Source organism: Pseudomonas shahriarae (assembly GCF_014268455.2).
Classification (GTDB): Bacteria; Pseudomonadota; Gammaproteobacteria; order Pseudomonadales; family Pseudomonadaceae; genus Aquipseudomonas; species Aquipseudomonas shahriarae.
Window position 1 is genome coordinate 5,352,831 of sequence record NZ_CP077085.1, and the last position, 22,173, is coordinate 5,375,003.

The 22,173-nt window shown below is 60.4% G+C and carries 21 protein-coding genes and 4 tRNA genes; 4 read left to right on the forward strand and 21 right to left on the reverse strand.

The features are described 5' to 3' along the window. Nucleotides 1-224: 224 nt before the first annotated feature. The 7 genes from HU773_RS23910 to rluD form a co-directional block, all read right to left on the reverse strand. Nucleotides 225-301: transfer RNA gene (locus tag HU773_RS23910), tRNA-Pro, on the reverse strand. A 96-nt stretch (nucleotides 302-397) separates the two neighbouring features. Next, a tRNA-Lys gene (locus HU773_RS23915) sits at nucleotides 398-473 on the reverse strand. Nucleotides 474-478: 5 nt separating this feature from the next. Further along, a tRNA-Pro gene (locus HU773_RS23920) sits at nucleotides 479-555 on the reverse strand. 9 nt (nucleotides 556-564) lie between these two features. After that, nucleotides 565-640: transfer RNA gene (locus HU773_RS23925), tRNA-Asn, on the reverse strand. 300 nt (nucleotides 641-940) lie between these two features. Further along, nucleotides 941-3,505 (reverse strand): ATP-dependent chaperone ClpB, encoded by a 2,565-nt coding sequence (gene clpB / locus HU773_RS23930; protein ID WP_186625043.1) that lies wholly within the window; start codon nucleotides 3,503-3,505, stop codon nucleotides 941-943. 154 nt (nucleotides 3,506-3,659) lie between these two features. After that, nucleotides 3,660-4,385 (reverse strand): peptidoglycan editing factor PgeF, encoded by a 726-nt coding sequence (gene pgeF, locus HU773_RS23935; protein WP_128592789.1) that lies wholly within the window; start codon nucleotides 4,383-4,385, stop codon nucleotides 3,660-3,662. Next, a complete protein-coding gene (gene rluD, locus HU773_RS23940) occupies nucleotides 4,382-5,344 on the reverse strand; it encodes a 23S rRNA pseudouridine(1911/1915/1917) synthase RluD (protein ID WP_029292014.1) in 963 nt (320 codons plus the stop codon). The genes pgeF and rluD overlap by 4 nt, the downstream gene beginning before the upstream one ends. Before the next feature lie 149 nt (nucleotides 5,345-5,493). Between rluD and HU773_RS23945 the strand changes: the two genes are divergently transcribed. Continuing rightward, nucleotides 5,494-6,519 (forward strand): outer membrane protein assembly factor BamD, encoded by a 1,026-nt coding sequence (locus HU773_RS23945; protein WP_057441077.1) that lies wholly within the window; start codon nucleotides 5,494-5,496, stop codon nucleotides 6,517-6,519. A gap of 127 nt (nucleotides 6,520-6,646) precedes the next feature. Continuing rightward, nucleotides 6,647-6,880, forward strand: coding sequence for a PP0621 family protein (locus HU773_RS23950; protein WP_057441079.1), 234 nt, complete (start codon nucleotides 6,647-6,649; stop codon nucleotides 6,878-6,880). 27 nt (nucleotides 6,881-6,907) lie between these two features. On the opposite strand, the gene thiO is transcribed toward HU773_RS23950, so the two are convergent. Genes thiO through pilV form a run of 5 tightly spaced genes read right to left on the reverse strand, consistent with a single transcriptional unit; the run spans nucleotide 6,908 to nucleotide 10,200 of the window. Continuing rightward, a complete protein-coding gene (thiO, locus tag HU773_RS23955; RefSeq protein ID WP_186625042.1) occupies nucleotides 6,908-8,008 on the reverse strand; it encodes a glycine oxidase ThiO in 1,101 nt (366 codons plus the stop codon). Nucleotides 8,009-8,067: 59 nt separating this feature from the next. Next, nucleotides 8,068-8,466: a type IV pilin protein gene (locus HU773_RS23960; RefSeq protein WP_169989534.1), complete on the reverse strand. Its 399-nt coding sequence runs from the start codon at nucleotides 8,464-8,466 to the stop codon at nucleotides 8,068-8,070. A 12-nt stretch (nucleotides 8,467-8,478) separates the two neighbouring features. Next, entirely contained in the window at nucleotides 8,479-8,976 is a 498-nt protein-coding gene (locus HU773_RS23965; protein WP_169989543.1) for a pilus assembly PilX family protein, read from the reverse strand. Nucleotides 8,977-9,010: 34 nt separating this feature from the next. After that, the gene (locus HU773_RS23970) at nucleotides 9,011-9,718 is read right to left on the reverse strand and encodes a PilW family protein (RefSeq protein WP_169989535.1); all 708 of its coding nucleotides are present in this window, start codon (nucleotides 9,716-9,718) and stop codon (nucleotides 9,011-9,013) included. Next, complete coding sequence (gene pilV / locus HU773_RS23975) at nucleotides 9,715-10,200, reverse strand: type IV pilus modification protein PilV (protein WP_350338785.1); 486 nt, start codon at nucleotides 10,198-10,200, stop codon at nucleotides 9,715-9,717. The genes HU773_RS23970 and pilV overlap by 4 nt, the downstream gene beginning before the upstream one ends. A 193-nt stretch (nucleotides 10,201-10,393) precedes the next feature. Here pilV and HU773_RS23980 point away from each other — a divergent pair, with 193 nt between their 5' ends. After that, nucleotides 10,394-10,972 (forward strand): GspH/FimT family pseudopilin, encoded by a 579-nt coding sequence (locus tag HU773_RS23980; RefSeq protein ID WP_057444403.1) that lies wholly within the window; start codon nucleotides 10,394-10,396, stop codon nucleotides 10,970-10,972. Here the strand turns inward: HU773_RS23980 and ispH are convergent. From ispH to murJ, 6 genes are all read right to left on the reverse strand, one after another. Beyond that, nucleotides 10,926-11,873 (reverse strand): 4-hydroxy-3-methylbut-2-enyl diphosphate reductase, encoded by a 948-nt coding sequence (gene ispH, locus HU773_RS23985; RefSeq protein ID WP_057441092.1) that lies wholly within the window; start codon nucleotides 11,871-11,873, stop codon nucleotides 10,926-10,928. The genes HU773_RS23980 and ispH overlap by 47 nt on opposite strands. A 111-nt stretch (nucleotides 11,874-11,984) precedes the next feature. After that, nucleotides 11,985-12,422: an FKBP-type peptidyl-prolyl cis-trans isomerase gene (fkpB, locus tag HU773_RS23990; protein WP_169959852.1), complete on the reverse strand. Its 438-nt coding sequence runs from the start codon at nucleotides 12,420-12,422 to the stop codon at nucleotides 11,985-11,987. 7 nt (nucleotides 12,423-12,429) lie between these two features. Continuing rightward, on the reverse strand, nucleotides 12,430-12,939 hold the full coding sequence (lspA, locus tag HU773_RS23995; protein ID WP_057958393.1) for a signal peptidase II: 510 nt from the start codon (nucleotides 12,937-12,939) through the stop codon (nucleotides 12,430-12,432). Further along, on the reverse strand, nucleotides 12,932-15,763 hold the full coding sequence (ileS, locus tag HU773_RS24000; protein ID WP_057441098.1) for an isoleucine--tRNA ligase: 2,832 nt from the start codon (nucleotides 15,761-15,763) through the stop codon (nucleotides 12,932-12,934). The genes lspA and ileS overlap by 8 nt, the downstream gene beginning before the upstream one ends. A gap of 13 nt (nucleotides 15,764-15,776) precedes the next feature. Further along, nucleotides 15,777-16,715, reverse strand: a complete 939-nt coding sequence (gene ribF, locus HU773_RS24005) for a bifunctional riboflavin kinase/FAD synthetase (RefSeq protein WP_169989537.1) — start codon at nucleotides 16,713-16,715, stop codon at nucleotides 15,777-15,779. 118 nt (nucleotides 16,716-16,833) lie between these two features. Beyond that, nucleotides 16,834-18,372, reverse strand: a complete 1,539-nt coding sequence (gene murJ / locus HU773_RS24010; RefSeq protein ID WP_115129037.1) for a murein biosynthesis integral membrane protein MurJ — start codon at nucleotides 18,370-18,372, stop codon at nucleotides 16,834-16,836. A gap of 253 nt (nucleotides 18,373-18,625) precedes the next feature. Here murJ and rpsT point away from each other — a divergent pair, with 253 nt between their 5' ends. Further along, on the forward strand, nucleotides 18,626-18,904 hold the full coding sequence (gene rpsT / locus HU773_RS24015) for a 30S ribosomal protein S20 (protein WP_003215870.1): 279 nt from the start codon (nucleotides 18,626-18,628) through the stop codon (nucleotides 18,902-18,904). A gap of 190 nt (nucleotides 18,905-19,094) precedes the next feature. Here rpsT and HU773_RS24020 read toward each other — a convergent pair whose 3' ends face one another. From HU773_RS24020 to cgtA, 3 genes are all read right to left on the reverse strand, one after another. After that, nucleotides 19,095-19,559 carry a CreA family protein gene (locus tag HU773_RS24020; protein WP_057441103.1) on the reverse strand — a complete coding sequence of 155 codons (465 nt, stop codon included), beginning with the start codon at nucleotides 19,557-19,559 and terminating at the stop codon, nucleotides 19,095-19,097. Nucleotides 19,560-19,572: 13 nt separating this feature from the next. After that, nucleotides 19,573-20,691, reverse strand: a complete 1,119-nt coding sequence (gene proB / locus HU773_RS24025) for a glutamate 5-kinase (protein ID WP_057441105.1) — start codon at nucleotides 20,689-20,691, stop codon at nucleotides 19,573-19,575. 123 nt (nucleotides 20,692-20,814) lie between these two features. Next, the gene (gene cgtA, locus HU773_RS24030; RefSeq protein ID WP_057441108.1) at nucleotides 20,815-22,038 is read right to left on the reverse strand and encodes an Obg family GTPase CgtA; all 1,224 of its coding nucleotides are present in this window, start codon (nucleotides 22,036-22,038) and stop codon (nucleotides 20,815-20,817) included. Nucleotides 22,039-22,173 lie beyond the last annotated feature (135 nt).

The following is a 22,173-nucleotide window of genomic DNA, read 5'->3' on the forward strand; positions in this document are numbered from 1 at the left end:
AGCGAGGCGATTTTATAAGCATGCGCGCCCTGCCCCCCCCTGTGGGAGCTGTCTCGCCCTGCGAGGCTGCGATAGCGGTGTGCCAGGCGACATAAAGGCTGGCAGTGACGCCGCCATCGCAGCCTCGCAGGGCGAGACAGCTCCCACCTTTGATCACCATGCACCTTCAGGTTTTGCGCAGGCAAAAAAAATCCCCGTATCTTTCGATACGAGGATTTTTAATATGGTCGGGGTAAGGGGATTCGAACTCCTGACATCCTGCTCCCAAAGCAGGCGCGCTACCGGACTGCGCTATACCCCGGTAAAAAAAAGGCGACCTTTTCAAGTCGCCTTCTTCGATCAGGGCTTTTGGCCTCTGATCTTAAGATTCGATTCCAGCGTTAACTGGTCTCAAAAATGGTGGGTCGTGTGGGATTCGAACCTACGACCAATTGGTTAAAAGCCAACTGCTCTACCAACTGAGCTAACGACCCAAATATGGTCGGGGTAAGGGGATTCGAACTCCTGACATCCTGCTCCCAAAGCAGGCGCGCTACCGGACTGCGCTATACCCCGGTTTGAAATTGGCTCCGTGACCAGGACTCGAACCTGGGACCCAATGATTAACAGTCATTTGCTCTACCGACTGAGCTATCACGGAACTACATATTTCAAAGTACTACGGTGCTTCTTGTTACCTTCTCTTCGACTTGTCCGTATCGCTACGTTCGTGTCTCTGAGGCGCGCTATTCTACAATCTTAAAAACCCCTGTCAACCCTTTAAATTGCTTTTAAGACAATGATTTGCGCTTCTTTCTGATTTCTCCTTGGGGAGAAGAAACCCGTGGGCTGACGTTGCTGCGGGGCGCACTTTACAAGCCTTTGCCTTACAGTTCAACGCCCTATCGAAAAAAAAGGCCCCGCAATGCGGGGCCTCTGCTCATAACCACCCAATTCGGGCTTAGTGGAAGACGATTTCGTCGTTTTCCACGGTGGCCTTGACGCTGGCCCCCGGGATAAAGCTGCCCGACAGGATCAGTTGGGCCAACGGGTTCTCGATCCAGCGCTGAATCGCACGCTTCAACGGCCGCGCGCCATACACCGGGTCGTAGCCGACAGCGATCAACTTGTCCAAGGCCTCGCTGCTCAGTTCCAGCATCAGCTCGCGCTCCGCCAGACGGCTGCGCAGGCGGCCCAGTTGGATCTCGGTGATACCGGCGATCTGATCCCGCGCCAAAGGCTCGAAGATCACTACCTCATCAACCCGGTTGATAAATTCCGGGCGGAAGTGGCTGGTCAGCGCATCCATTACCGCAGCACGCTGGCCTTCACGATCACCGACCATCTCCTGGATCTGTACCGAGCCCAGGTTGGAGGTCATCACGATCACCGTATTACGGAAGTCCACGGTACGTCCGTGACTGTCCGTCAGCCGGCCATCTTCCAACACCTGCAGCAACACGTTGAACACATCCGGGTGGGCCTTCTCGACCTCATCCAGGAGGATTACCGAGTAAGGCTTGCGCCGTACCGCTTCGGTCAGGTAGCCGCCTTCCTCGTAGCCCACATAGCCTGGTGGCGCCCCGATCAAACGAGCCACGGAATGTTTCTCCATGAACTCGGACATATCAATGCGCACCATCGCCTCTTCTGTATCAAAGAGGAACTCGGCCAGGGCCTTGCACAGCTCGGTCTTACCCACACCGGTCGGGCCGAGGAACATGAACGAGCCGCTCGGACGGTTCGGGTCGGACAAACCGGCGCGGGAACGCCGCACCGCGTTGGACACTGCCACCACGGCCTCTTCCTGGCCAATCACGCGTTGGTGCAACAGGCTTTCCATACGCAACAGTTTGTCACGCTCGCCTTCCAGCATTTTCGACACAGGAATGCCGGTCCACTTGGACACAACCTCGGCAATTTCTTCCTCGGTCACCTTGCTGCGCAGCAACTGGTTTTCGCTGTGGCCATGCTGGTCGACCATTTGCAGGCTGCGTTCCAGATCCGGGATCACCCCGTACTGCAACTCGGCCATGCGGTTCAGGTCGCCTTTACGGCGGGCAGCTTCCAGTTCCTGGCGCGATTGCTCGATCTTCTGCTGGATCTGTGCGGAACCCTGCACTTCGGCTTTTTCCGAGGTCCAGATTTCTTCCAGGTCCGAATACTCACGCTCCAGACGGCCGATTTCTTCCTGGAGTTTTTCCAGGCGTTTCTTCGCCGCGTCATCGTCTTCTTTTTTCAGCGCCTGGGATTCGACTTTCAGTTGAATCAGGCGGCGCTCCAGGCGATCCAGCACTTCAGGCTTGGAGTCGATCTCCATGCGAATCCGGCTGGCCGCTTCGTCGATCAAGTCGATGGCCTTGTCCGGCAACTGACGATCAGTGATATAGCGATGGCTCAACTTGGCCGCCGCAATGATCGCACCGTCAGTGATTGCCACGCGGTGGTGGACCTCATAACGCTCTTTCAGGCCACGCAGGATCGCGATGGTGTCTTCTTCGCTCGGTTCTTCCACCAGGACTTTCTGGAAACGACGCTCAAGGGCCGCGTCCTTTTCAATGTACTGGCGATACTCGTTGAGCGTGGTAGCCCCCACGCAATGCAACTCACCCCGAGCCAGTGCAGGCTTGAGCATGTTGCCTGCGTCCATCGAGCCTTCACCTTTACCGGCGCCGACCATGGTGTGCAGTTCGTCGATAAACAGAATGATCTGCCCTTCCTGCTTCGACAGCTCATTAAGCAGGGATTTCAGACGCTCCTCAAACTCACCACGGAACTTGGCACCGGCAATCAAGGCCCCCATGTCCAGGGACAGCAAGCGCTTGCCCTTGAGGCCGTCCGGCACTTCACCATTAATGATGCGCTGGGCCAGGCCCTCGGCGATGGCGGTTTTACCCACCCCAGGCTCACCGATCAGCACCGGGTTGTTCTTGGTGCGGCGCTGCAGGACCTGGATGGTGCGACGAATCTCGTCGTCACGCCCGATTACCGGGTCCAGCTTGCCGTCTTCGGCGCGCTTGGTCAGGTCGACGGTGTATTTGTCCAGGGCCTGGCGCGACTCCTCATGATTGGGGTCATTCACCGCGTCGCCGCCGCGCAGGTTGTTGATGGCATTTTCCAGGGCCTTTTTGCTCACGCCCTGGCCCAGCAACAACTTGCCGAGCTTGCTGTTTTCATCCATGGCGGCGAGCAGCACCAGTTCGCTGGAGATGAACTGGTCGCCTTTCTGCTGGGCCAGGCGATCGGCCTGGTTAAGCAGGCGCGCCAGATCCTGGGACATATTCACGTCACCCGTCGGATTCTGGATTTTCGGCAGTTGGTCGAGCTCTTTGCTCAACTCCTTGCGCAGGCTGTTGACGTCGAAGCCCACCTGCATCAACAGGGGCTTGATAGAACCACCCTGCTGTTCGAGGAGTGCCTGCATCAAGTGCGCGGGCTCAATGGCCGGATGGTCGAGGCCAACGGCCAGGGATTGGGAATCCGATAACGCCAATTGTAATTTGCTGGTTAAACGATCAATACGCATTAGTCACCTTCCTTTTGAGCAGGCCGGAGCTATGTGCGAGCGAGCTTGCTCGCGAGAAACGCATCCTGAATGAAGAAACCTGCCAGATACCCCTATAGATGGGGGGGATTCTGGAACATTCAAGCCGGCAATGCTTGATATGGATCAGGAGAGTCTAGCGTTCGAGCCAGATCAGGGAGGCAAATCGACCGGTACGCGGGCTGCGCCGGTAAGAAAAGAAGCGCGGGTCGGTCACGGTGCACAAACCGCCACCGTAGACAGCGGTGATCCCACGCGCAGCCAGGCGCAGGCGCGCCAGCTGGTAGATATCAGCCAGGAACTTGCCAGGGTTGTGGCTGGGAACGAAAGCCTGCGCGGTTTGCGGGTGTTGCTGCATAAAGGCTTCACGCACTTCCGGGCCGACTTCAAAGGCCTTTGGGCCAATCGCCGGGCCCAACCACACCAGTACGTCGGCAGGCGCAGCATCCAGGCTGTCGGCGGCCGCTTCCAGCACACCCGCCGCCAGGCCACGCCAACCGGCATGGGCGGCAGCAACACGAGTTCCGGACTTATTGCAAAACAAGGCCGGCAGGCAATCGGCGGTCATCGCCGTGCAGGCGATGCCGGGCGTACCGGTCCAACTGCCGTCGGCCTCGGCAATCCGTCCCGGATCGGCCTCGACCACGACCACACCATGCACCTGGCGCAACCAGGCGGGCTGGATAGCAAATGCGGCGGTGAGACGACGGCGATTCTCAAGCACAGCTTCGGGGCTGTCCTCGACATGATCGCCTAAGTTGAGGCTGTCGAACGGCGCCAGACTGACGCCGCCCGCACGGGTGGTGACGCAGGCTTTGACCCCGGCCGGCGCAGGCCAGTCAGGAATCAGCCAGTCATTCATCCGACAAAGGCCTCGCGGTCCTGCTTGAGCAACGACAGCAACCAGACAAAATCGTCGGGCAGAGGCGATTCCCAGCTCATCCGCTCACCGCTCGTCGGATGATCCAGTTCCAGGAAGCGTGCATGCAGCGCCTGGCGCGGGAACGACTTCAGCGACTCGACCATGGTCACACTGGCGGCCGGCGGAATACGGAAGCGACCACCGTAGGCCGGATCGCCGACCAACGGGAAGTTGATATGCGCCATATGTACCCGAATCTGGTGGGTACGGCCGGTTTCCAGCTTGACCCGCACATGGGTGTGGGAACGGAAACGCTCCAGCACGCGGTAGTGGCTGACGGCCTGCTTGCCGCCCTCCATCACCGCCATGCGCTGGCGCTGCTGGCCGTGACGACCGATAGGCGCGTTGATCTTGCCACCGGCTACGACCACACCAATCACGATGCACTCATAGATGCGACTGACACTGCGGCTCTGCAATTGTGTGACCAACTGCGTCTGCGCCTGAATGGTCTTGGCCACGACCATCAGACCAGTGGTGTCCTTGTCCAGGCGGTGGACGATGCCGCAGCGCGGGACGTTGATGATGTCCGGCACATGGTGCAACAAGGCATTGAGCAAGGTGCCATCAGCGTGCCCGGCCGCCGGGTGAACCACCAGGCCTGCGGGTTTGTTGATCACCAGGATGTCGTCGTCTTCATAGACGATATCCAGCTCGATGTCCTGGGCGATCCATTCTCCCTGGGCTTCCTGCTCGGCAGTCAGCTCAAGAACCGAACCGCCATGCACTATGTCTCGCGGGCGGATAACCGCTCCATCCACAGTCAGGCGGCCGTCTTTGATCCAGGCGGAAAGGCGCGAGCGCGAGTGCTCAGCGAATAGTTGTGCGGCGACTTGATCGAGGCGTTGGCCGCCCAATTCGGACGGCACCTCTGCGCGAAGTTCAATTTTATCGGACATGCTCAGACTAGGCGTGGCACAGCCTTTGGTTTCGGCTGCGCGCTTGTGGTTAAATACGGCGTCTTTTGCCCCGAGGCTTTCATCGGGGCGCTCATCATAACAGGACGGCCCCGCCCAAGACAGCGGCCGTCATAGGGACGCAAGCCGCCATGCAAGTGAAACACCTGCTGCTGATCGCCATCCTCGCCATGACTGCTGCTTGCTCGTCAACAAAGGACGTCGTCGACGAAAACCTCAGTGAAGTCGAGCTGTACCAGCAGGCTCAGGCCGACCTGGACAACAATAGCTACACAAGCGCCACGGCCAAACTCAAGGCCCTGGAGTCGCGTTATCCGTTTGGCCGCTATGCCGACCAGGCCCAGCTCGAACTGATCTATGCGAACTACAAGAACGCCGAGCCGGAAGCTGCCAAGTCCGCTGCCGAGCGTTTTATCCGCCTGCACCCGCAGCATCCGAACGTGGACTACGCCTACTACCTCAAGGGCCTGACCTCGTTTGACCAGGACGTTGGCCTGCTGGCGCGCTTCCTGCCGCTGGACATGACCAAGCGTGACCCAGGTGCCGCGCGCGACTCCTATAACGAGTTCGCCCAGCTGACCAGCCGCTTCCCCAACAGCCGCTACGCGCCGGACGCCAAGCAGCGCATGATCTACCTGCGCAACCTGCTGGCTTCCTACGAAATCCACGTAGCCCACTACTACTTGACGCGCCAGGCCTATGTCGCCGCCGCCAACCGTGGTCGCTATGTGGTGGAGAACTTCCAGGAAACCCCTTCCGTGGGTGACGGCCTGGCAGTGATGACCGAGGCTTACCAGCGCCTGCACCTCGATACCCTGGCCGCTACCAGCCTGGAGACCCTGAAACTCAACTACCCGGACCACCCTAGCCTGCAAGACGGCCAGTTTGTGCCGCAGGTTGCCGAAGCGGACAACCGCTCGTGGTTGAGCAAGTACACCCTGGGCATGATCGAGTCCCGTCCACCGCTGCCGCCGGGCGAAACCCGCGCCAACCAGGACATCCTCAAGCAGTACCAGGATGCCAAGGACGCCATTCCGTCGGAGCTCAAGCCCCATGACGAGAACGGCGACGTGATCGAGGAAGAAGCACCAGAAGCCCTGGGCAACAACCAGGATCGCTCGTGGTTCAGCTACATGACGTTCGGTGTCTTTGACTGAAACCCGTCTTGGCAGCGCAAGAAGGAGCCCCTCGGGGCTCCTTTTTTCATGGCGCGACTTTATTACCCTGTGCGCCGCTAACATCCTTGGCTAAACTGCCGGATTCCCTGTTGAGAAGCTGCCTGCCATGGTTCGTTTACTGTTCTGGATTGCCCTGATTGCTGCTGCGGTATGGTTCTGGCGCAAGTTCAAGCGCCCCGCTTCGACGCAGCAACAGCCCGGCGAACAAGGCGCCGCGCCGATGGTTCGCTGTGCACACTGTGGCGTGCATCTGCCGCAGGACCGGGCACTGAGCCAGCGCCAGGACTGGTATTGCACCCAGGCGCATCTGGAGCAGGGTCCGAAGTCTATCGAGCGCTGAGTCCTCTGGAACGGTAGGCCCCCCGGTTTATATCCGACCAGTGGGCGCATAAGGGGCCGGGTCGATCACCGGCTCATGCCCCAGCAGCAAGTCAGCAAACAACTGGCAAGACGCAGGCGCCAATACCAGGCCATTGCGGTAATGCCCGCAGTTGAGCCACAGCCCTTCATACCCTGGCACCTTGCCGATATAGGGAATGCCCTCCGGCGAACCAGGCCGCAAACCGGCCCAATGCCCCACCACCTCGGCATCCGCCAGGGCCGGAATCAGTTCCACCGCCGAGGCTTTGAGGCTGTCCAGAGCCGATTCGGTCGGTGTCTTGTCGAAACCTTCATGCTCCAGCGTGCTGCCAATCAGGATATGTCCGTCCCGGCGGGGAATCGCATAGCGCCCCTTCGCCAGGACCATGCAGGACAGAAAGTCCGAAGCACACTTGTACAAAATCATCTGGCCCTTGACCGGCTCCACCGGCAGCGTCAGCCCCAGGCTGGCGAGCAGCTCACCACTCCAGGCACCGGCCGCGAGCACTACCTGGTCGCCTCGCACCTCGCCCTGCGCAGTATTGACCCCGACAATGCTGCCGCCCTCCTGGATAAAGCCCTGTACCGCGCACTGCTCATGCAGGGTCACACCCGGCAATGCCAGCAACGCCGCCTTCAGGGACTTGATCAAGCGTGGATTGCGTACATTGGCCACGTTCGCCATATAGATAGCCTCGGCGAACCCCGCGCCCAATACCGACACCGCGTCACGGGCGGACGACACATCCACCTTGCTCAAGGGCCGGCCTTCCCGCGCAGCCCAGGCCAGGGCGTCGGCCTCGTCATCGAGGTCCAGCCAATACAGGCCCGTGGTATGAACCTCGGGATCCACGCCGGTGGCCGCAAACAGGCGCTGGGCCAATTGCGGGTAAAAATCCTGGGACCAATGGGCCAGCGCCGTGACGGCCGGGCTGTAGCGCCAGGGGTATAACGGCGAAACAATCCCGCCACCGGCCCAGGAAGACTCCTGCCCAACCGACGAACGGTCAAGCACCACCACCGCCAGCCCCTGGGTTGCCAGGTTGAACGCCGTCAACAGCCCGATAACACCACCACCCACAACCACGACTTGCTGTTGCTTGGTCATTGTTCGATCCAGCTCATAAAAAGAAAGGAGTGCTCCAGGCACCCCGTCGCCCACCAGCGTCATCGCCCCCAGCACTCCTGACGCGTGGTGCCGGGTGCGGCGCCGGGATTGGCCCGCGCGCCAGTACTGGTCAAACTGAACTCACCACAAGGATCACCCAGCATCGCGCCAGCAAAAGGCGTCGCGGTCAGGGTGAAATCCTGGGGGTTCAGCATCACCGTGATTCTATAGCGATCATTGCCGGTGCTGACGCCGCTGGCATCAATAAAAGTGCCATTTCTCACGTAATAGCGCTCCAGATGCTGGGCTTGCTCCGTGAGCAGCCCGACGATTTCTGTGCGGTAAGCCTTTTTCACGTGGGCGGCGTACCCCGGATAGATCACCGCCGCCAAGGTGGCAATGATCGCCAGCGCGATCAATAACTCGATCAAAGTGAACCCCTTGCAATTGCCGCTCATCGTCATGATTACCTACTGGAGTTGTCGCCATAGAATTCGCCGGAATCGCTCACTGGCATCAGCATCCGCGGCTACCCGCGCATAGACGCTTTCCAGAACGGTGCGCGATTGGCCACTGATCCCCACTGCCGTAACCCGATACAACGTCGCTGGGGTGTCGGGCGGCAAATGTGCCAACCCGCTAGCGGGGCCGAGGTTCTGAATACCGTACACACCCGCTTTCATGCCGACCCAGGTGATAGCCGAGACTGGGTCGACGCCTGGCTGGCTGATGGCATACGCCTCGTTCGGCGGGGCACAGGTCACCAGCGACTGACAGGCCGGCAAACCGAACCCGCGCGCCTGTACAGCCGACTCACCGCGCCTGAGCCCGCTTTCGGCCGCCTGGAACGATTGGTTGCGATGCCTGAGGCTGCCGGCGAGCTGTTCCTGCGACGTCGCGCCCTGCATCGAAGCCAGGCCGACAACCGTCAACAACAGCAGCAATACCAGGCTGATCAACAGCACCATGCCGCGCTGCCCAGGGGCCGGTACCCGGCACTCGCTATTCAAGACGATTACGCACGGCAGCGACGACGCTGTAGACCTGGTCCCGCACGCGACCAAGCGGATCGCGCAGCGTCAACATCACCCGCACACTGCGGATCAGCGACTCGTCGCCGGGATGGCTGTCATAGCGGCTCACGACACTGGACCCTGGCCGGCTGGCCACCCCGAAACTCAACTCAAACGCCCCCACGTTATCCACCAGCACCGCCCTGGCCGGCGCTGTCGGTGTGCTGAGCTTCAACTGCCCTGACTCAAAGGTGTAGGTCAGTTTGCGAACCGGGAAAGCAATCTGCCCAGGACCAGGCTTGGGCGGTACCCCCGAGTAGGCCTGGGCGCTGTCGACACAATTACTGAGCACGGTCCAGTCGGGCCGACTGCCCTGACCGCCGACATCGCCAGTGACCAGGGTCAGGTTGGTTGAGGCACCGCTGACCGCCACACTGATCGGCGTGGAAAAGTCAGCCGGCGCCTGAACAATCGCGGGAAGGGACAGGCAACCGAACATCCCCGCCAGGCGAATCTCCTGAATCATCTTGCCCAGGACAAATCGCCCATCATCCTGCAACAACGCCGAGGCATGCTGGCTGGCTGCGGTGCTTCGGGCGGCCAGCGTTACCTGGACGGCCGCCAGGACCACCACCAACCCCAGGGTCGCCGCCAGCAATGCCTCGACCAGGCCAAAACCCGTACTGGAGCGCCTCATCGCGCAGGCCTCGGATCGACCGCGACGCGACTGGTCAGGGTGAATGTTTCCCGGGCGCCGCCGGCATGGGCTGCGCGTGAGTCGTCCCAACTGATGCTGATGGTGACTTCGCGCTGGCTGATCGCAATCGAACCTTTGGCGGTATCGCCGGCCAAGTGGCGGATATTGGCCTCGAAGTCGTGCAAGTCCAGGTCCCGGACACTCGCGGCCAAGGTGTTGGCGAGCGAGATATCCTCGCCTCCCCAGGAATAGTCGGCGGCGGCATTGGCGCGAATCCGGTCAAGCATGTCGTAGGCAACGAAGCTCGCCTGGCTGATCATCCTGGAACTGTCGGTGTACTTGAGCGCATTCAGCTGGATCAGCCCGGCCCCCAACAGGCCAACGCCGAGAATCAACAGCGAAACCAGCACTTCGATCAGGCTCATACCGATCTGTTGTGTGTCGGTCGGGGGTGTACAAGACGTTACCAGGCAAGCTCGCATAGCCATCGTCATCCTTGTCGAGGGTCATCCAGACGGCCGAGATAGCCGTGCGTTGCCCAAGACTAGCGCCGCTGTTGTCGTCGCGCTGCCCCTCGGAATAAAGGGAAATACTTTGGACAGGAAGGCCATCACTGCCCCCCCACGCAGTGCCGCTATAACTAGTTCAGGCACACGGTCCACGGAGGGACGAGGTATGAAACAACGCGGTTTCACATTGATCGAATTGCTGCTCGGCTTGATCGTCAGCGGCATCCTGGCGCAATTGGCGGTACCCGGCTTCAAGAGCCTGCTGGACTCACAAACGCGACTGAGCGCCGCGCAGACACTGGCGTCAGGCTTGCGCTACGCCCGCACCCAGGCTATTGCGCGCAATCGAACGGTGATCATCCACGCGCTGGATGATGACTGGAGTCGGGGCTGGAGGGTGGTGGTGGACATGAATGGCCGCGGTCATCTGGACGACGACAACCCCGTACTGCTGGAACGCCAGGACAATGGGCGGATCCCCATTGTGGGCAATACCCCGGTGCGCACGCAGATTCGCTTCAGCGGTTTGGGCGAACCCCTGCTGTCTGCGGGTGGGTTTCGCGCCGGCACCGTGCATGTGTGCTCAACGGACCAGCCGCTGAGCCTGCATCAAGTGGTGCTGGCGCCCACCGGCCGCATCAGCCTGCGCAGCGACAAGGCCGAGCAGGCATTGTGCCGGGGCTACGATGATCTGGGGCTCAGAGCAGCGAACGAACCCGCAGCTCCTTGGGCATGGAGAAAGTGATGTTCTCTTCGCGCCCTGACAACTCGTCGGCACCTGTCGCGCCCCACGCCTGCAACTGCTGGATCACGCCACGTACCAGGACTTCCGGCGCCGAGGCGCCCGCAGTGATGCCAATGCGCTCGACACCGTCGAACCAACTGCGCTGCAGGTCTTCGGCACCGTCAATCAGGTACGCCGGGGTAGCCATGCGTTCGGCCAGTTCACGCAGACGATTGGAGTTGGAGCTGTTAGGGCTACCGACGACCAGCACCACGTCACACTCGTCGGCCAGTTGCTTGACGGCGTCCTGGCGGTTTTGCGTGGCATAGCAGATGTCGTCCTTGCGCGGCCCACCGATGGCAGGGAAACGGGTACGCAGGGCGTCGATGACCCGGCTGGTGTCATCCATCGACAAGGTGGTCTGGGTCACGAATGCCAACTTCTCAGGGTTATGCACTTGCAACTCGGCGACGTCTTTTTCGTCTTCCACCAGGTAGATCGCGCCGCCATTGCGGGCGTCGTACTGACCCATGGTGCCTTCGACTTCGGGGTGACCGGCGTGGCCGATCAGGATGCACTCACGGCCGTCGCGGCTATAGCGCGCCACTTCGATATGCACCTTGGTCACCAGCGGGCAGGTCGCATCGAAGACTTTCAGGCCACGGCCTGCGGCTTCGGTGCGCACTGCCTGGGAAACGCCATGGGCGCTGAAGATAACGATGACGTCGTCCGGCACTTGATCCAGTTCTTCGACAAAAATGGCGCCACGGGCGCGCAGGTCTTCGACCACGAACTTGTTATGGACCACTTCATGGCGCACGTAGATCGGCGGGCCGAAGACTTCCAGGGCGCGATTGACGATTTCGATCGCCCGGTCCACCCCGGCGCAGAAGCCACGGGGGTTGGCGAGTTTGATTTGCATGCTGGGCCTCGTGTCTTTGTGGGAGCTGGTCTGCCTGCGCTCGGTGCAACTGGTACACCGAGGCGTTGCTATCGCAGGCCAGCCAGCGCCTACAGGAACCGGTTTCGTCAGTTAGAGCGCTTTAACGTCGATGATTTCAACATCAAAGGTCAAGGTCTTGCCGGCCAACGGGTGATTGAAGTCGATGGTCACCTGAGTGTCATCGAAGGTTTTGACCACTCCGGGCAGTTCGGTATTCGCCGCATCGTTGAAGATCACCAGCAAGCCTTCCGACAGCTCCATGTCCTGGAACTGCGAACGCGGGATGATTTGTACGTTCTGCGGGTTGGGCTGGCCAAAGGCGTTTTCCGGCGGGATCTGCAGGTTGCGCTTGTCACCGGCCTTGAAGCCGAACAGCGCCGTCTCAAAACCCGGCAGCAGGTTGCCATCGCCGACCTTGAAGGTCGCCGGGGCTTTATCGAACGTGCTGTCGACCGTGTCGCCATTCTCCAGGCGCAGTGCGAAATGCAAGGTGACTTCCGTGTTCTGGCCAATGCGTTGTTCGGCCAATACTTGTTCAGTCATTTACGGCTTCTCCGGGCTTGTTGCCCTTGAACATATCCAGCGCCAGCATGATTGCGCCAACGCAGATGGCGCTGTCGGCAAAGTTGAACGCCGGGAAGTAATGGCGGTTCTGCCAATGCACCAGAATGAAGTCGATCACATGGCCCAAGGCGATGCGGTCGTACAGATTGCCCAGCGCACCGCCCAGCACCAGTGCCAAGGCGATAGCCAGCCAGGTGTCATTGCGGCCAAGGCGCTTGAGCCAGACCACCAGCACCGCACTGACCACCACAGCGATCAGGGCGAACAGCCAACGCTGCCAGCCACCACCGTCAGCGAGGAAGCTGAAAGCGGCACCGGTGTTATAGGCCAGGGTCCAGCTGAAGTAGTCAGGAATCACCACGATCTGCTGGAACATTTCCAGGGTGCCCTCGAAGTGAGCCTTGCTGACCTGGTCGATGACCAGGACCAGCAAGCTCAGTACGAGCCAACCCAGACGTCCGAAACGGCTGGATTTAGGCATAGTGGCGAACCTCACCGGCACCGCTGATGTTGTCGACGCAACGACCGCAGATTTCCGGATGCTCCGGGTTCACGCCAACGTCTTCACGGCAGTGCCAGCAACGGGCGCACTTGGCGAAGGCGGACTTGACGACCTTGAGCTTGAGGCCCGGGACTTCGGTCGCGACCGCATCAGCCGGGGCCTGGGCGAAGGGTGCCAGGCTAGCCGTGGAGGTAATCAGCACGAAGCGCAGTTCGTTGCTCAATTTGCCCAGGTCGGCGGTCAGGCCTTCCTCGGCAAACAGGGTGACTTCAGCCTGCAGGTTGCCACCGACGGCCTTGGCCGCACGCTGGACTTCCAGTTCCTTGTTCACCGCAACCTTGACGGCCATCACACCTTCCCAATACTCGCGGCCCAGTTCGAAGTCGGCCGGCAATTCGGTCAGGCCTTCGTACCAGGTGTTGAGCATTACGGACTCGTTACGCTCGCCCGGCAGGTATTCCCACAGCTCGTCGGCAGTGAAGGCCAGGATCGGCGCGATCCAGCGCACCAGCGCTTCGGAGATGTGGTACAGCGCGGTCTGCGCCGAGCGGCGGGCCTTGCTGTTGGCGCCGGTGGTGTACTGGCGGTCCTTGATGATGTCGAGGTAGAAACCACCCAGCTCCTGCACGCAGAAGTTGTGGATCTTCGAGTAGACGTTCCAGAAGCGGTATTCGCCGTAGTGCTCCTGCAACTCACGTTGCAGCAACAGGGTACGGTCCACAGCCCAACGGTCCAGGGCGAGCATTTCCTCGGCCGGCAGGATGTCGGTGGCCGGGTTGAAGCCGGTCAGGTTCGACAACATGAAGCGTGCGGTATTGCGGATACGGCGGTAGGCATCGGCGCTGCGTTGCAGGATCTGCTCCGAAACGGCCATTTCACCGGAATAGTCGGTGGAAGCCACCCACAGACGCATGATGTCGGCGCCCAGGGTGTCGTTGACCTTCTGCGGCGCAATCACGTTGCCCAGGGACTTGGACATCTTGCGACCGTTCTCGTCGACGGTGAACCCGTGGGTCAGCAGCTCGCGGTACGGGGCGTGATCGTCGATGGCGCAACCGGTCAGCAGGGACGAGTGGAACCAGCCACGGTGTTGGTCCGAGCCTTCCAGATACAGGTCGGCGCGCGGGCCGGTCTCGTGACCCATCAGGTGCGAGCCGCGCAGCACGTGCCAGTGGGTGGTACCCGAGTCGAACCACACGTCGAGGGTGTCGCTGATCTTGTCGTACAGCGGCGCTTCGTCACCAAGCAGCTCGGCAGCGTCCAGCTTGAACCAGGCTTCGATACCTTCCTGCTCCACACGCTGGGCCACCACTTCCATCAGTTCGACGGTGCGTGGGTGCAGTTCGCCGCTTTCCTTGTTCAGGAAGAACGGGATCGGCACGCCCCAGTTACGCTGGCGGGAGATGCACCAGTCGGGACGGTTGGCAATCATCGAGTGCAGGCGTGCTTGGCCCCAGGCCGGTACGAACTTGGTGTCTTCGATGGCTTTGATCGCACGCTTGCGCAGGGTTTCGCCGGCGACAGGCTCTTTGTCCATGCCGATGAACCACTGCGCGGTGGCGCGGTAGATCAGCGGGGTCTTGTGGCGCCAGCAGTGCATGTAACTGTGCTTGATGGTTTCGGTGTGCAGCAGCGCACCGACTTCCGACAGTTTGTCGATGATCGGCTGGTTGGCCTTGAAGATGAACTGGCCACCGAAGAACTCCAGCGACGGCACGTATACGCCATTGCTCTGCACCGGGTTGAGGATGTCATCGTTGACCATGCCATAGGCTTTGCAGGTCACGAAGTCGTCCACACCGTAGGCCGGCGCGGAGTGAACCACCCCAGTACCCGAGCCCAGTTCGACGTAGTCAGCCAGGTACACCGGCGACAGACGGTCGTAGAACGGGTGACGGAAGTTGATCAGCTCCAGCGCGGAGCCCGTGGTCGTGGCGATCACCGAGCCTTGCAACTCGTAGCGAGTCAGGCAGGCCTCGACCATTTCCTCGGCCAGCACCAGCAGGCGGTCACCGACGTCCACCAGGGCGTAGGTGAATTCCGGGTGCACGTTCAGCGCCTGGTTGGCCGGGATGGTCCACGGGGTGGTGGTCCAGATCACGATGGCGGCGGGCTTGGCCAGGCTTGCCAGGCCAAAGGCCTCGGCCAGCTTGGCGTCGTCGGCGATCGGGAACGCGACGTCGATGGTCGAGGACTTCTTGTCTTCGTACTCGACTTCCGCTTCGGCCAGGGCCGAGCCGCAGTCAAAGCACCAGTTCACGGGCTTGAGGCCCTTGAACACGAAGCCGCCCTTGACGATCTCGGCCAAGGCACGGATTTCCCCGGCCTCGTTCTTGAAGTTCATGGTCTTGTACGGGTTGTCCCAGTCACCCAGCACACCCAGGCGGATGAATTCGGACTTCTGCCCTTCGATCTGCTCGGTGGCGTAGGCGCGGCACAGCTCGCGGGTCTTGTCGGCGCCCAGGTTCTTGCCGTGGGTCACTTCGACTTTGTGTTCAATCGGCAGGCCATGGCAGTCCCAACCCGGGACATAAGGCGCGTCGAAGCCCGAAAGGGTTTTCGAGCGGATGATCATGTCCTTGAGAATCTTGTTCAGCGCATGACCGATGTGAATCGTGCCGTTGGCATAAGGAGGGCCGTCGTGCAGGACGAATTTCGGACGATCCTTGCCAATCTCGCGCAACTTTCCGTACAGGCCAATACTGTCCCAGCGCTGCAGGATCTGCGGTTCGCGCTGTGGCAGGCCGGCCTTCATTGGGAAGGCGGTGTCCGGAAGGTTTAGCGTGGCTTTATAGTCGGTCATTTAAGGCTCTTCATTAGCGATGGGCGCTAGGTGCGGCTAGTGCACGGGCGGCGGCGACATCCGCATTGATCGCCGTTTTCAGCGCCTCCAGGGAGGCGAATCGCTGCTCTTCACGCAGCTTTTGGTGGAAAACCACCGTCAAACGCCGGTCATACAAATCCCCGGCAAAATCCAAAAGGTGAACTTCCAGGTGGGCCTTGCCATCACCTGCAACCGTTGGCCTGACGCCTATATTGGCGACTCCGGGCCAGGGTTTACCGTCAATATCGACACTCACCAGGTACACCCCGGTCAGTGGCACGCGACGGCGCTTGAGTTGCACGTTGGCGGTTGGCGTGCCCAGTTGGCGCGCCAGCTTCTGGCCGTGCAGGACCCGCCCGGCAATCCGGAACGGGCGACCGAGCAAACGCTCGGCCAAGGCGAAGTCGGCAGCGGCCAAGGCATTTCGCACCTGGGTGCTACTCACGCGCAGGCCGTCCAGTTCGACGGTTTGCGCGGCTTCGACAGTAAACCCCTGGGTCACGCCGGCCTGCTGCAGGAAATCGAAATCCCCTACCCGGTCGCAACCGAAGCGGAAGTCGTCGCCGACCTCCAGATGCTGCACGCCCAAGCCATCGACGAGGATACGGTCGACGAACTCGGTGGCGCTGAGACTGCGCAAACGCTGGTTGAAGGCCAGGCACAGAACCCGGTCCACGCCCTCTTCGGCCAGCAGTTGCAGCTTGTCCCGCAAGCGGGCCAAACGGGCTGGAGCCGTCTCGGGAGTGAAGAACTCACGGGGCTGCGGCTCGAAAATCACCACGCAGCTGGGCACGCCCAACTCGACTGCGCGCTCGCGCAGCCGCGCCAGGATCGCCTGGTGGCCACGGTGAACACCGTCAAAGTTGCCAATAGTGGCGACGCAGCCCCGATGCTCGGGGCGCAGGTTGTGGAGACCTCGAACCAGCTGCATAACGCGCTTCTTGCTCATAAAGTGGTCGATTATAACCACACCCGGCCCCGGACGACAGGCAACAGCACAGGCCAAATGATTCGAATCGAAAAAACAGCCGGCTTATTGTTGATTGCGATCAATTCAGCGCCTTGCGATTGAAATCCCGCAGGCGGAAGCCCAGCAGCAGCAACATGCCAAAGTAGGCGATCACCCCGGCCACCACCAGCAGGCCCAGGCGCAGGAATCGCTCAAGCATCTGCCCCTCGCCCCACGCAGGCATCCAGTGCATCAACCCCAGCAATACCGCTGACATCACCGCCACCGCTACCAGCAATTTGAGGGCGAACATGCCCCAGCCTGGCTGCGGCTGGTACATTTTTTGTTTGCGCAATTGATAGAACAACAGGCCGGCATTGATGCACGCCCCGGCACTGATCGCCAGGGCCAGGCCCGCGTGAGCCAGCGGCCCGATGAAGATCAGGTTGAACAGCTGGGTGACCACCAGGGTGAAAATCGCAATTTTCACCGGGGTCCGGATGTTTTGCTGGGCGTAAAAGCCCGGCGCGAGGACCTTGATCACGATAATCCCCAGCAACCCCACCGAATAGGCGACCAATGCACGCTGGGTCATCAAGGCGTCGAACGCGCTGAACTGGCCGTACTGGAACAGCGAAACGGTCAGCGGCTCGGCCAGGATCCCCAGGGCCAGGGAGCATGGCAGCACCAGCACAAAGCACAGGCGCAGGCCCCAATCGAGAATACGCGAGTATTCGTGGCGGTCCTTGCTGGCATAGGTGCGAGCCAGGGTCGGCAGCAAAATGGTACCCAGCGCCACGCCCAGCACACCGGAGGGCAACTCCATCAGGCGATCGGCGTAATACATCCACGACACGGAACCGGAGACCAGCAACGAAGCGAATGCGGTGTTGATAATCAGGGAAATCTGGCTGACCGATACCCCGAGAATCGCCGGCAGCATGTTTTTCATCACCCGCCACACACCCGTGTCCTTGAGGTTCAGGCGCGGCAGCACAAGCATGCCAATCTTTTTCAGGTGCGGCAGTTGATACAACAGTTGCGCCAGGCCACCGGCCAGCACCGCCCAGCCGAGCGCCATCACCGGCGGATCGAAGTACGGCGTGAGGAACAGGGCAAAGATGATCATGCTGACGTTAAGCAGGGTCGGCACAAACGCCGGCACCGAGAACCGGTTCCAGGTATTGAGGATCGCGCCCGCCAGGGAAGACAGGGAAATCAGCAATATATAAGGAAAGGTCACCCGCAACAGATCACTGGTCAGGGCGAATTTTTCCGGAGTGTTGGCAAACCCGGGCGCCGTGGCCCAGATAATCCAGGGCGCAGCGAGCATCCCGGCGACGGTCACCAGCATCAGCACCAGGGTCAGCAGGCCCGAGACATAGGCGATAAAGGTGCGGGTGGCCTCCTCGCCCTGCTGGGTCTTGTATTCCGCCAGGATCGGCACGAACGCCTGGGAAAACGCGCCCTCGGCGAAGATCCGCCGCAGCAGGTTGGGCAGTTTGAACGCGATAAAGAAGGCATCCGTGGCCATGCTCGCGCCAAAAATACGTGCGATGAGGGTGTCACGCACAAACCCCAGAACCCGGGAAATCATGGTGATCGAGCTGACGGCGGCCAACGACTTGAGCAGATTCATTGAAAGAGTTTTTGCCTATAGATAAAGAGCAGGCGAACAAAGCGCCTACTTATGCGATACTGCGCGCCTGCAACAGCACAGAGCCAAAGCTCGCGAGTTTACAGGTCAAGCGCCGGAAATAAATCACCCGCCTCTTCAGATCGACCACTCAGCAGTTCGCATCAGCCGCCCTTGACAAGACTTCAACTCATCGGCATGATTCGCGGCCTATTTTGTTTGCTATTTCCTAAAAAGTCTTTCGAGGAGCTCGACGGTGGCCAACACACCTTCCGCCAAAAAACGTGCAAAACAGGCTGAGAAGCGTCGCAGCCACAACGCCAGCCTGCGTTCCATGGTTCGTACCTACATCAAGAATGTAGTTAAGGCCATTGACGCAAAAGACGCTGAAAAAGCTCAAGCTGCTTACGTTCTGGCCGTGCCAGTTATCGACCGTATGGCCGATAAAGGCATCATCCACAAGAACAAAGCTGCTCGCCATAAAGGTCGTCTGAATGGCCACATCAAGGCTCTGAACCTTGCTGCTGCAGCCTAAGCGATAAGCTTGTTAAAAAACCGACCCCAGGGTCGGTTTTTTATTGCCTACGATTTATGCCCTCCCCCAAAACAAATGTGGGAGCTGGCTTGCCCGCGACGGATACATAACACTCAACATTGATGTCGACTGTTAAACCGCTATCGCAGGCAAGCCAGCCCCCACATAAAGCAGAGCGGAGCTGCCAGGCTTATTGCGCGCCAGGCCACGGCAGGATTGGAATCGCCGTCACCGCATTCTGCGGGCTGCCTTCGATCAGACGGTCGCTGTAGACCAGGTACACCAGGGTATTGCGCTTCTTGTCGAGGAAACGCACCACCTGCATGGTCTTGAACACCAGCGAGGTGCGCTCCTTGAACACCTCATCACCATCCTTGAGCTCGCCCTTGAAGCGAATCGGCCCCACCTGACGACAGGCAATGGATGCCTCGGCACGATCCTCGGCCAAGCCCAGACCACCCTTCACCCCACCCGTCTTGGCGCGAGACAGGTAGCAAGTCACGCCCTCTACCTTGGGATCATCAAAAGCCTCGACCACGATCCGATCATTGGGGCCGACAAACTTGAACACGGTCGACACCTGGCCAATCTCTTCGGCCGAAGCCAGCAGCGGCATCGCCATCAGCAGCCCCAGCAACCCCTTCATTACGCGCATCGCAATTTTCCCTTTAGACCAGAATCAGGTTATCGCGGTGAACCAGTTCCGGCTCAGCCATGTAACCCAACAGACCGACAATCGACTCAGACGACTGCCCAATGATTTTCTGCGCCTCAAGGGCACTGTAGTTGGCCAGCCCACGGGCAATCTCACGACCGTCCGGCGCGACACACACCACCATTTCACCGCGCCGGAAGCTACCCTGGACCAGCTTGACGCCTACCGGCAACAAGCTCTTGTTGCCCTGGGACAGCGCCGACACCGCACCCGCATCCAGCACCAGGGTGCCACGGGTCTGCAGATGGCCAGCCAGCCACTGCTTACGCGCCGCCAGCATGCCACGCTCGGGCGACAGCAATGTGCCGATGCGCTCGCCTGCCTTGAGGCGATCCAGCACGCGCTCCAGGCGCCCGCCGACGATGATGGTATGGGCACCCGAACGGGCCGCCAGGCGCGCCGCGCGTAGCTTGGTCTGCATGCCACCACGCCCCAATGCACCACCGACACTGCCCGCCACCGCATCGAGCGCCGGATCATCGGCCCGCGCTTCGTAAATCAGCTGAGCGTCAGGATTGTTGCGCGGATCGGCGTCAAACATGCCATCGCGATCCGTGAGTATCACCAGCAGGTCAGCCTCCACCAGGTTGGCCACCAGGGCCGCCAGGGTGTCGTTATCGCCAAAGCGGATTTCGTCGGTCACCACGGTGTCGTTCTCGTTGATCACCGGGATCACCTTGAGCTCGACCAGGGCACGCAAGGTGCTACGGGCATTGAGGTAGCGCTTGCGGTCGGACAGATCGTCATGGGTCAGCAGAATCTGCGCGGTATGGCGGCCGTGCTCGGCAAAACTGGATTCCCAGGCCTGCACCAACCCCATCTGACCAATCGCAGCAGCGGCCTGCAACTCATGCATCGCGCTGGGTCGCGCGGTCCAGCCAAGGCGGCTCATCCCGGCGGCAACCGCCCCGGACGACACCAGCACCAACTCGACACCTGCCTCATGCAAGGCCACCATCTGTTCAACCCAGACGCTCATGGCTGCACGATCCAGCCCCTTGCCATCCGCCGTCAGCAGCGCACTCCCGATCTTTACGACCCAGCGTTGCGCACCCGTCACTTTGCTCCGCATCATCTTCAACCTTAGATTGAGGGCCACGCGACCCAGCGCCGCCCATAACGTTATTCGTGACTACCGATTTCCAGATACTAAAACGCCGCTCGATTGAGCGGCGCTTAAGTTTATCGCAACAGATCAGTCACGCACGTAAATGATTTCTGGACCATCTTCATCATCCACATCTTCCTCGTCCCAATCATCGTCACCGATGTCATGGACCGACTTGACGCCACTGCGACGCAGGGCACGCTGATCATCCAGCGCCTGCAACTGGGCACGCGCCTCGTCTTCGATACGCTGATCGAGGTCAGCCAATTCAGCCTTGTAGGCTGGGTCGGCAGCCAGGCGATCAGCACGATCTTCCAGGTAGCGCATGATGTCGCGAGTCAAACGCTCAGTGCCTTCTTTGGCAATGGCGGAGATCACGTAGACCGGACCTTCCCACTGTAGGCGGTCAACGATTTCCTTGACCCGCTCTTCGTGCTCTTCCTCGAGGATCTGGTCGCACTTGTTCAGCACCAGCCAACGGTCACGCTCAGCCAGGGACGGACTGAACTTGGTCAATTCGTTGACGATCACTTCAGCCGCGTCCGGCGCACTGGTTTCATCCAGCGGCGCCATGTCGACGAGGTGCAGCAACAGACGGGTACGGGACAAGTGCTTGAGGAAGCGAATCCCCAGACCCGCGCCATCAGAAGCACCTTCGATCAGGCCCGGAATATCCGCGATCACGAAGCTCTTCCAGCGATCGACGCTGACCACACCCAGGTTTGGCACCAGAGTGGTGAACGGGTAGTCCGCAACTTTCGGCTTAGCGGCCGACACCGAGCGAATGAAGGTACTTTTGCCCGCGTTTGGCAGACCCAGCAGGCCCACATCCGCCAGCACTTTCATTTCCAGCTTCAGGTCACGCTGCTCGCCCGGCTTGCCCGGCGTGGTCTGGCGCGGCGCACGGTTGGTACTGGACTTGAATCGGGTGTTACCCAGACCGTGCCAGCCACCCTGCACAACCATCAGTTTCTGGCCGGCCTTGGTCAGGTCGCCAATCACTTCCTGGGTGGCAGAGTCGATGATCGTGGTGCCGACCGGCACACGCAGCACCAGATCCTCACCCTTTTTACCGGTGCAGTCAGTGCTGCCGCCGTTGGAGCCGCGCTCGGCATCGAAGTGCCGGGTGTAACGGTAGTCCACCAGGGTATTGAGGTTTTCGTCGGCCATCATGTAGATGGAACCGCCATCACCACCGTCGCCGCCGTTCGGGCCACCGTTTTCGATGAACTTTTCGCGACGGAAACTCATGCAACCATTGCCGCCGTCGCCAGCTTTTACTCGGATCGAAACTTCATCAACGAACTTCATAACAAAACGCCTCTCGCCGCACGGACGAGCTTAAGAAACCAAGACATAAGACTCTTGCAAAAATGAGCGCAGCAACCTCAATCAGCGACCGCAAATCCCGCTGCCTTCGCCCACCACAAACAGCTTTGCAAGAGA

Bases quoted from the DNA above. Each gene is read 5' to 3' on its own strand.
- clpB (WP_186625043.1), bottom strand. From the start codon at position 3,505: ATGCGTATTGATCGTTTAACCAGCAAATTACAATTGGCGTTATCGGAT.
- pgeF (WP_128592789.1), bottom strand. From the start codon at position 4,385: ATGAATGACTGGCTGATTCCTGACTGGCCTGCGCCGGCCGGGGTCAAA.
- rluD (WP_029292014.1), bottom strand. From the start codon at position 5,344: ATGTCCGATAAAATTGAACTTCGCGCAGAGGTGCCGTCCGAATTGGGC.
- HU773_RS23945 (WP_057441077.1), top strand. From the start codon at position 5,494: ATGCAAGTGAAACACCTGCTGCTGATCGCCATCCTCGCCATGACTGCT.
- HU773_RS23950 (WP_057441079.1), top strand. From the start codon at position 6,647: ATGGTTCGTTTACTGTTCTGGATTGCCCTGATTGCTGCTGCGGTATGG.
- thiO (WP_186625042.1), bottom strand. From the start codon at position 8,008: ATGACCAAGCAACAGCAAGTCGTGGTTGTGGGTGGTGGTGTTATCGGG.
- HU773_RS23960 (WP_169989534.1), bottom strand. From the start codon at position 8,466: ATGAGCGGCAATTGCAAGGGGTTCACTTTGATCGAGTTATTGATCGCG.
- HU773_RS23965 (WP_169989543.1), bottom strand. From the start codon at position 8,976: ATGGTGCTGTTGATCAGCCTGGTATTGCTGCTGTTGTTGACGGTTGTC.
- HU773_RS23970 (WP_169989535.1), bottom strand. From the start codon at position 9,718: ATGAGGCGCTCCAGTACGGGTTTTGGCCTGGTCGAGGCATTGCTGGCG.
- pilV (WP_350338785.1), bottom strand. From the start codon at position 10,200: ATGCGAGCTTGCCTGGTAACGTCTTGTACACCCCCGACCGACACACAA.
- HU773_RS23980 (WP_057444403.1), top strand. From the start codon at position 10,394: ATGAAACAACGCGGTTTCACATTGATCGAATTGCTGCTCGGCTTGATC.
- ispH (WP_057441092.1), bottom strand. From the start codon at position 11,873: ATGCAAATCAAACTCGCCAACCCCCGTGGCTTCTGCGCCGGGGTGGAC.
- lspA (WP_057958393.1), bottom strand. From the start codon at position 12,939: ATGCCTAAATCCAGCCGTTTCGGACGTCTGGGTTGGCTCGTACTGAGC.
- ileS (WP_057441098.1), bottom strand. From the start codon at position 15,763: ATGACCGACTATAAAGCCACGCTAAACCTTCCGGACACCGCCTTCCCA.
- ribF (WP_169989537.1), bottom strand. From the start codon at position 16,715: ATGCAGCTGGTTCGAGGTCTCCACAACCTGCGCCCCGAGCATCGGGGC.
- murJ (WP_115129037.1), bottom strand. From the start codon at position 18,372: ATGAATCTGCTCAAGTCGTTGGCCGCCGTCAGCTCGATCACCATGATT.
- HU773_RS24020 (WP_057441103.1), bottom strand. From the start codon at position 19,559: ATGCGCGTAATGAAGGGGTTGCTGGGGCTGCTGATGGCGATGCCGCTG.
- proB (WP_057441105.1), bottom strand. From the start codon at position 20,691: ATGCGGAGCAAAGTGACGGGTGCGCAACGCTGGGTCGTAAAGATCGGG.
- cgtA (WP_057441108.1), bottom strand. From the start codon at position 22,038: ATGAAGTTCGTTGATGAAGTTTCGATCCGAGTAAAAGCTGGCGACGGC.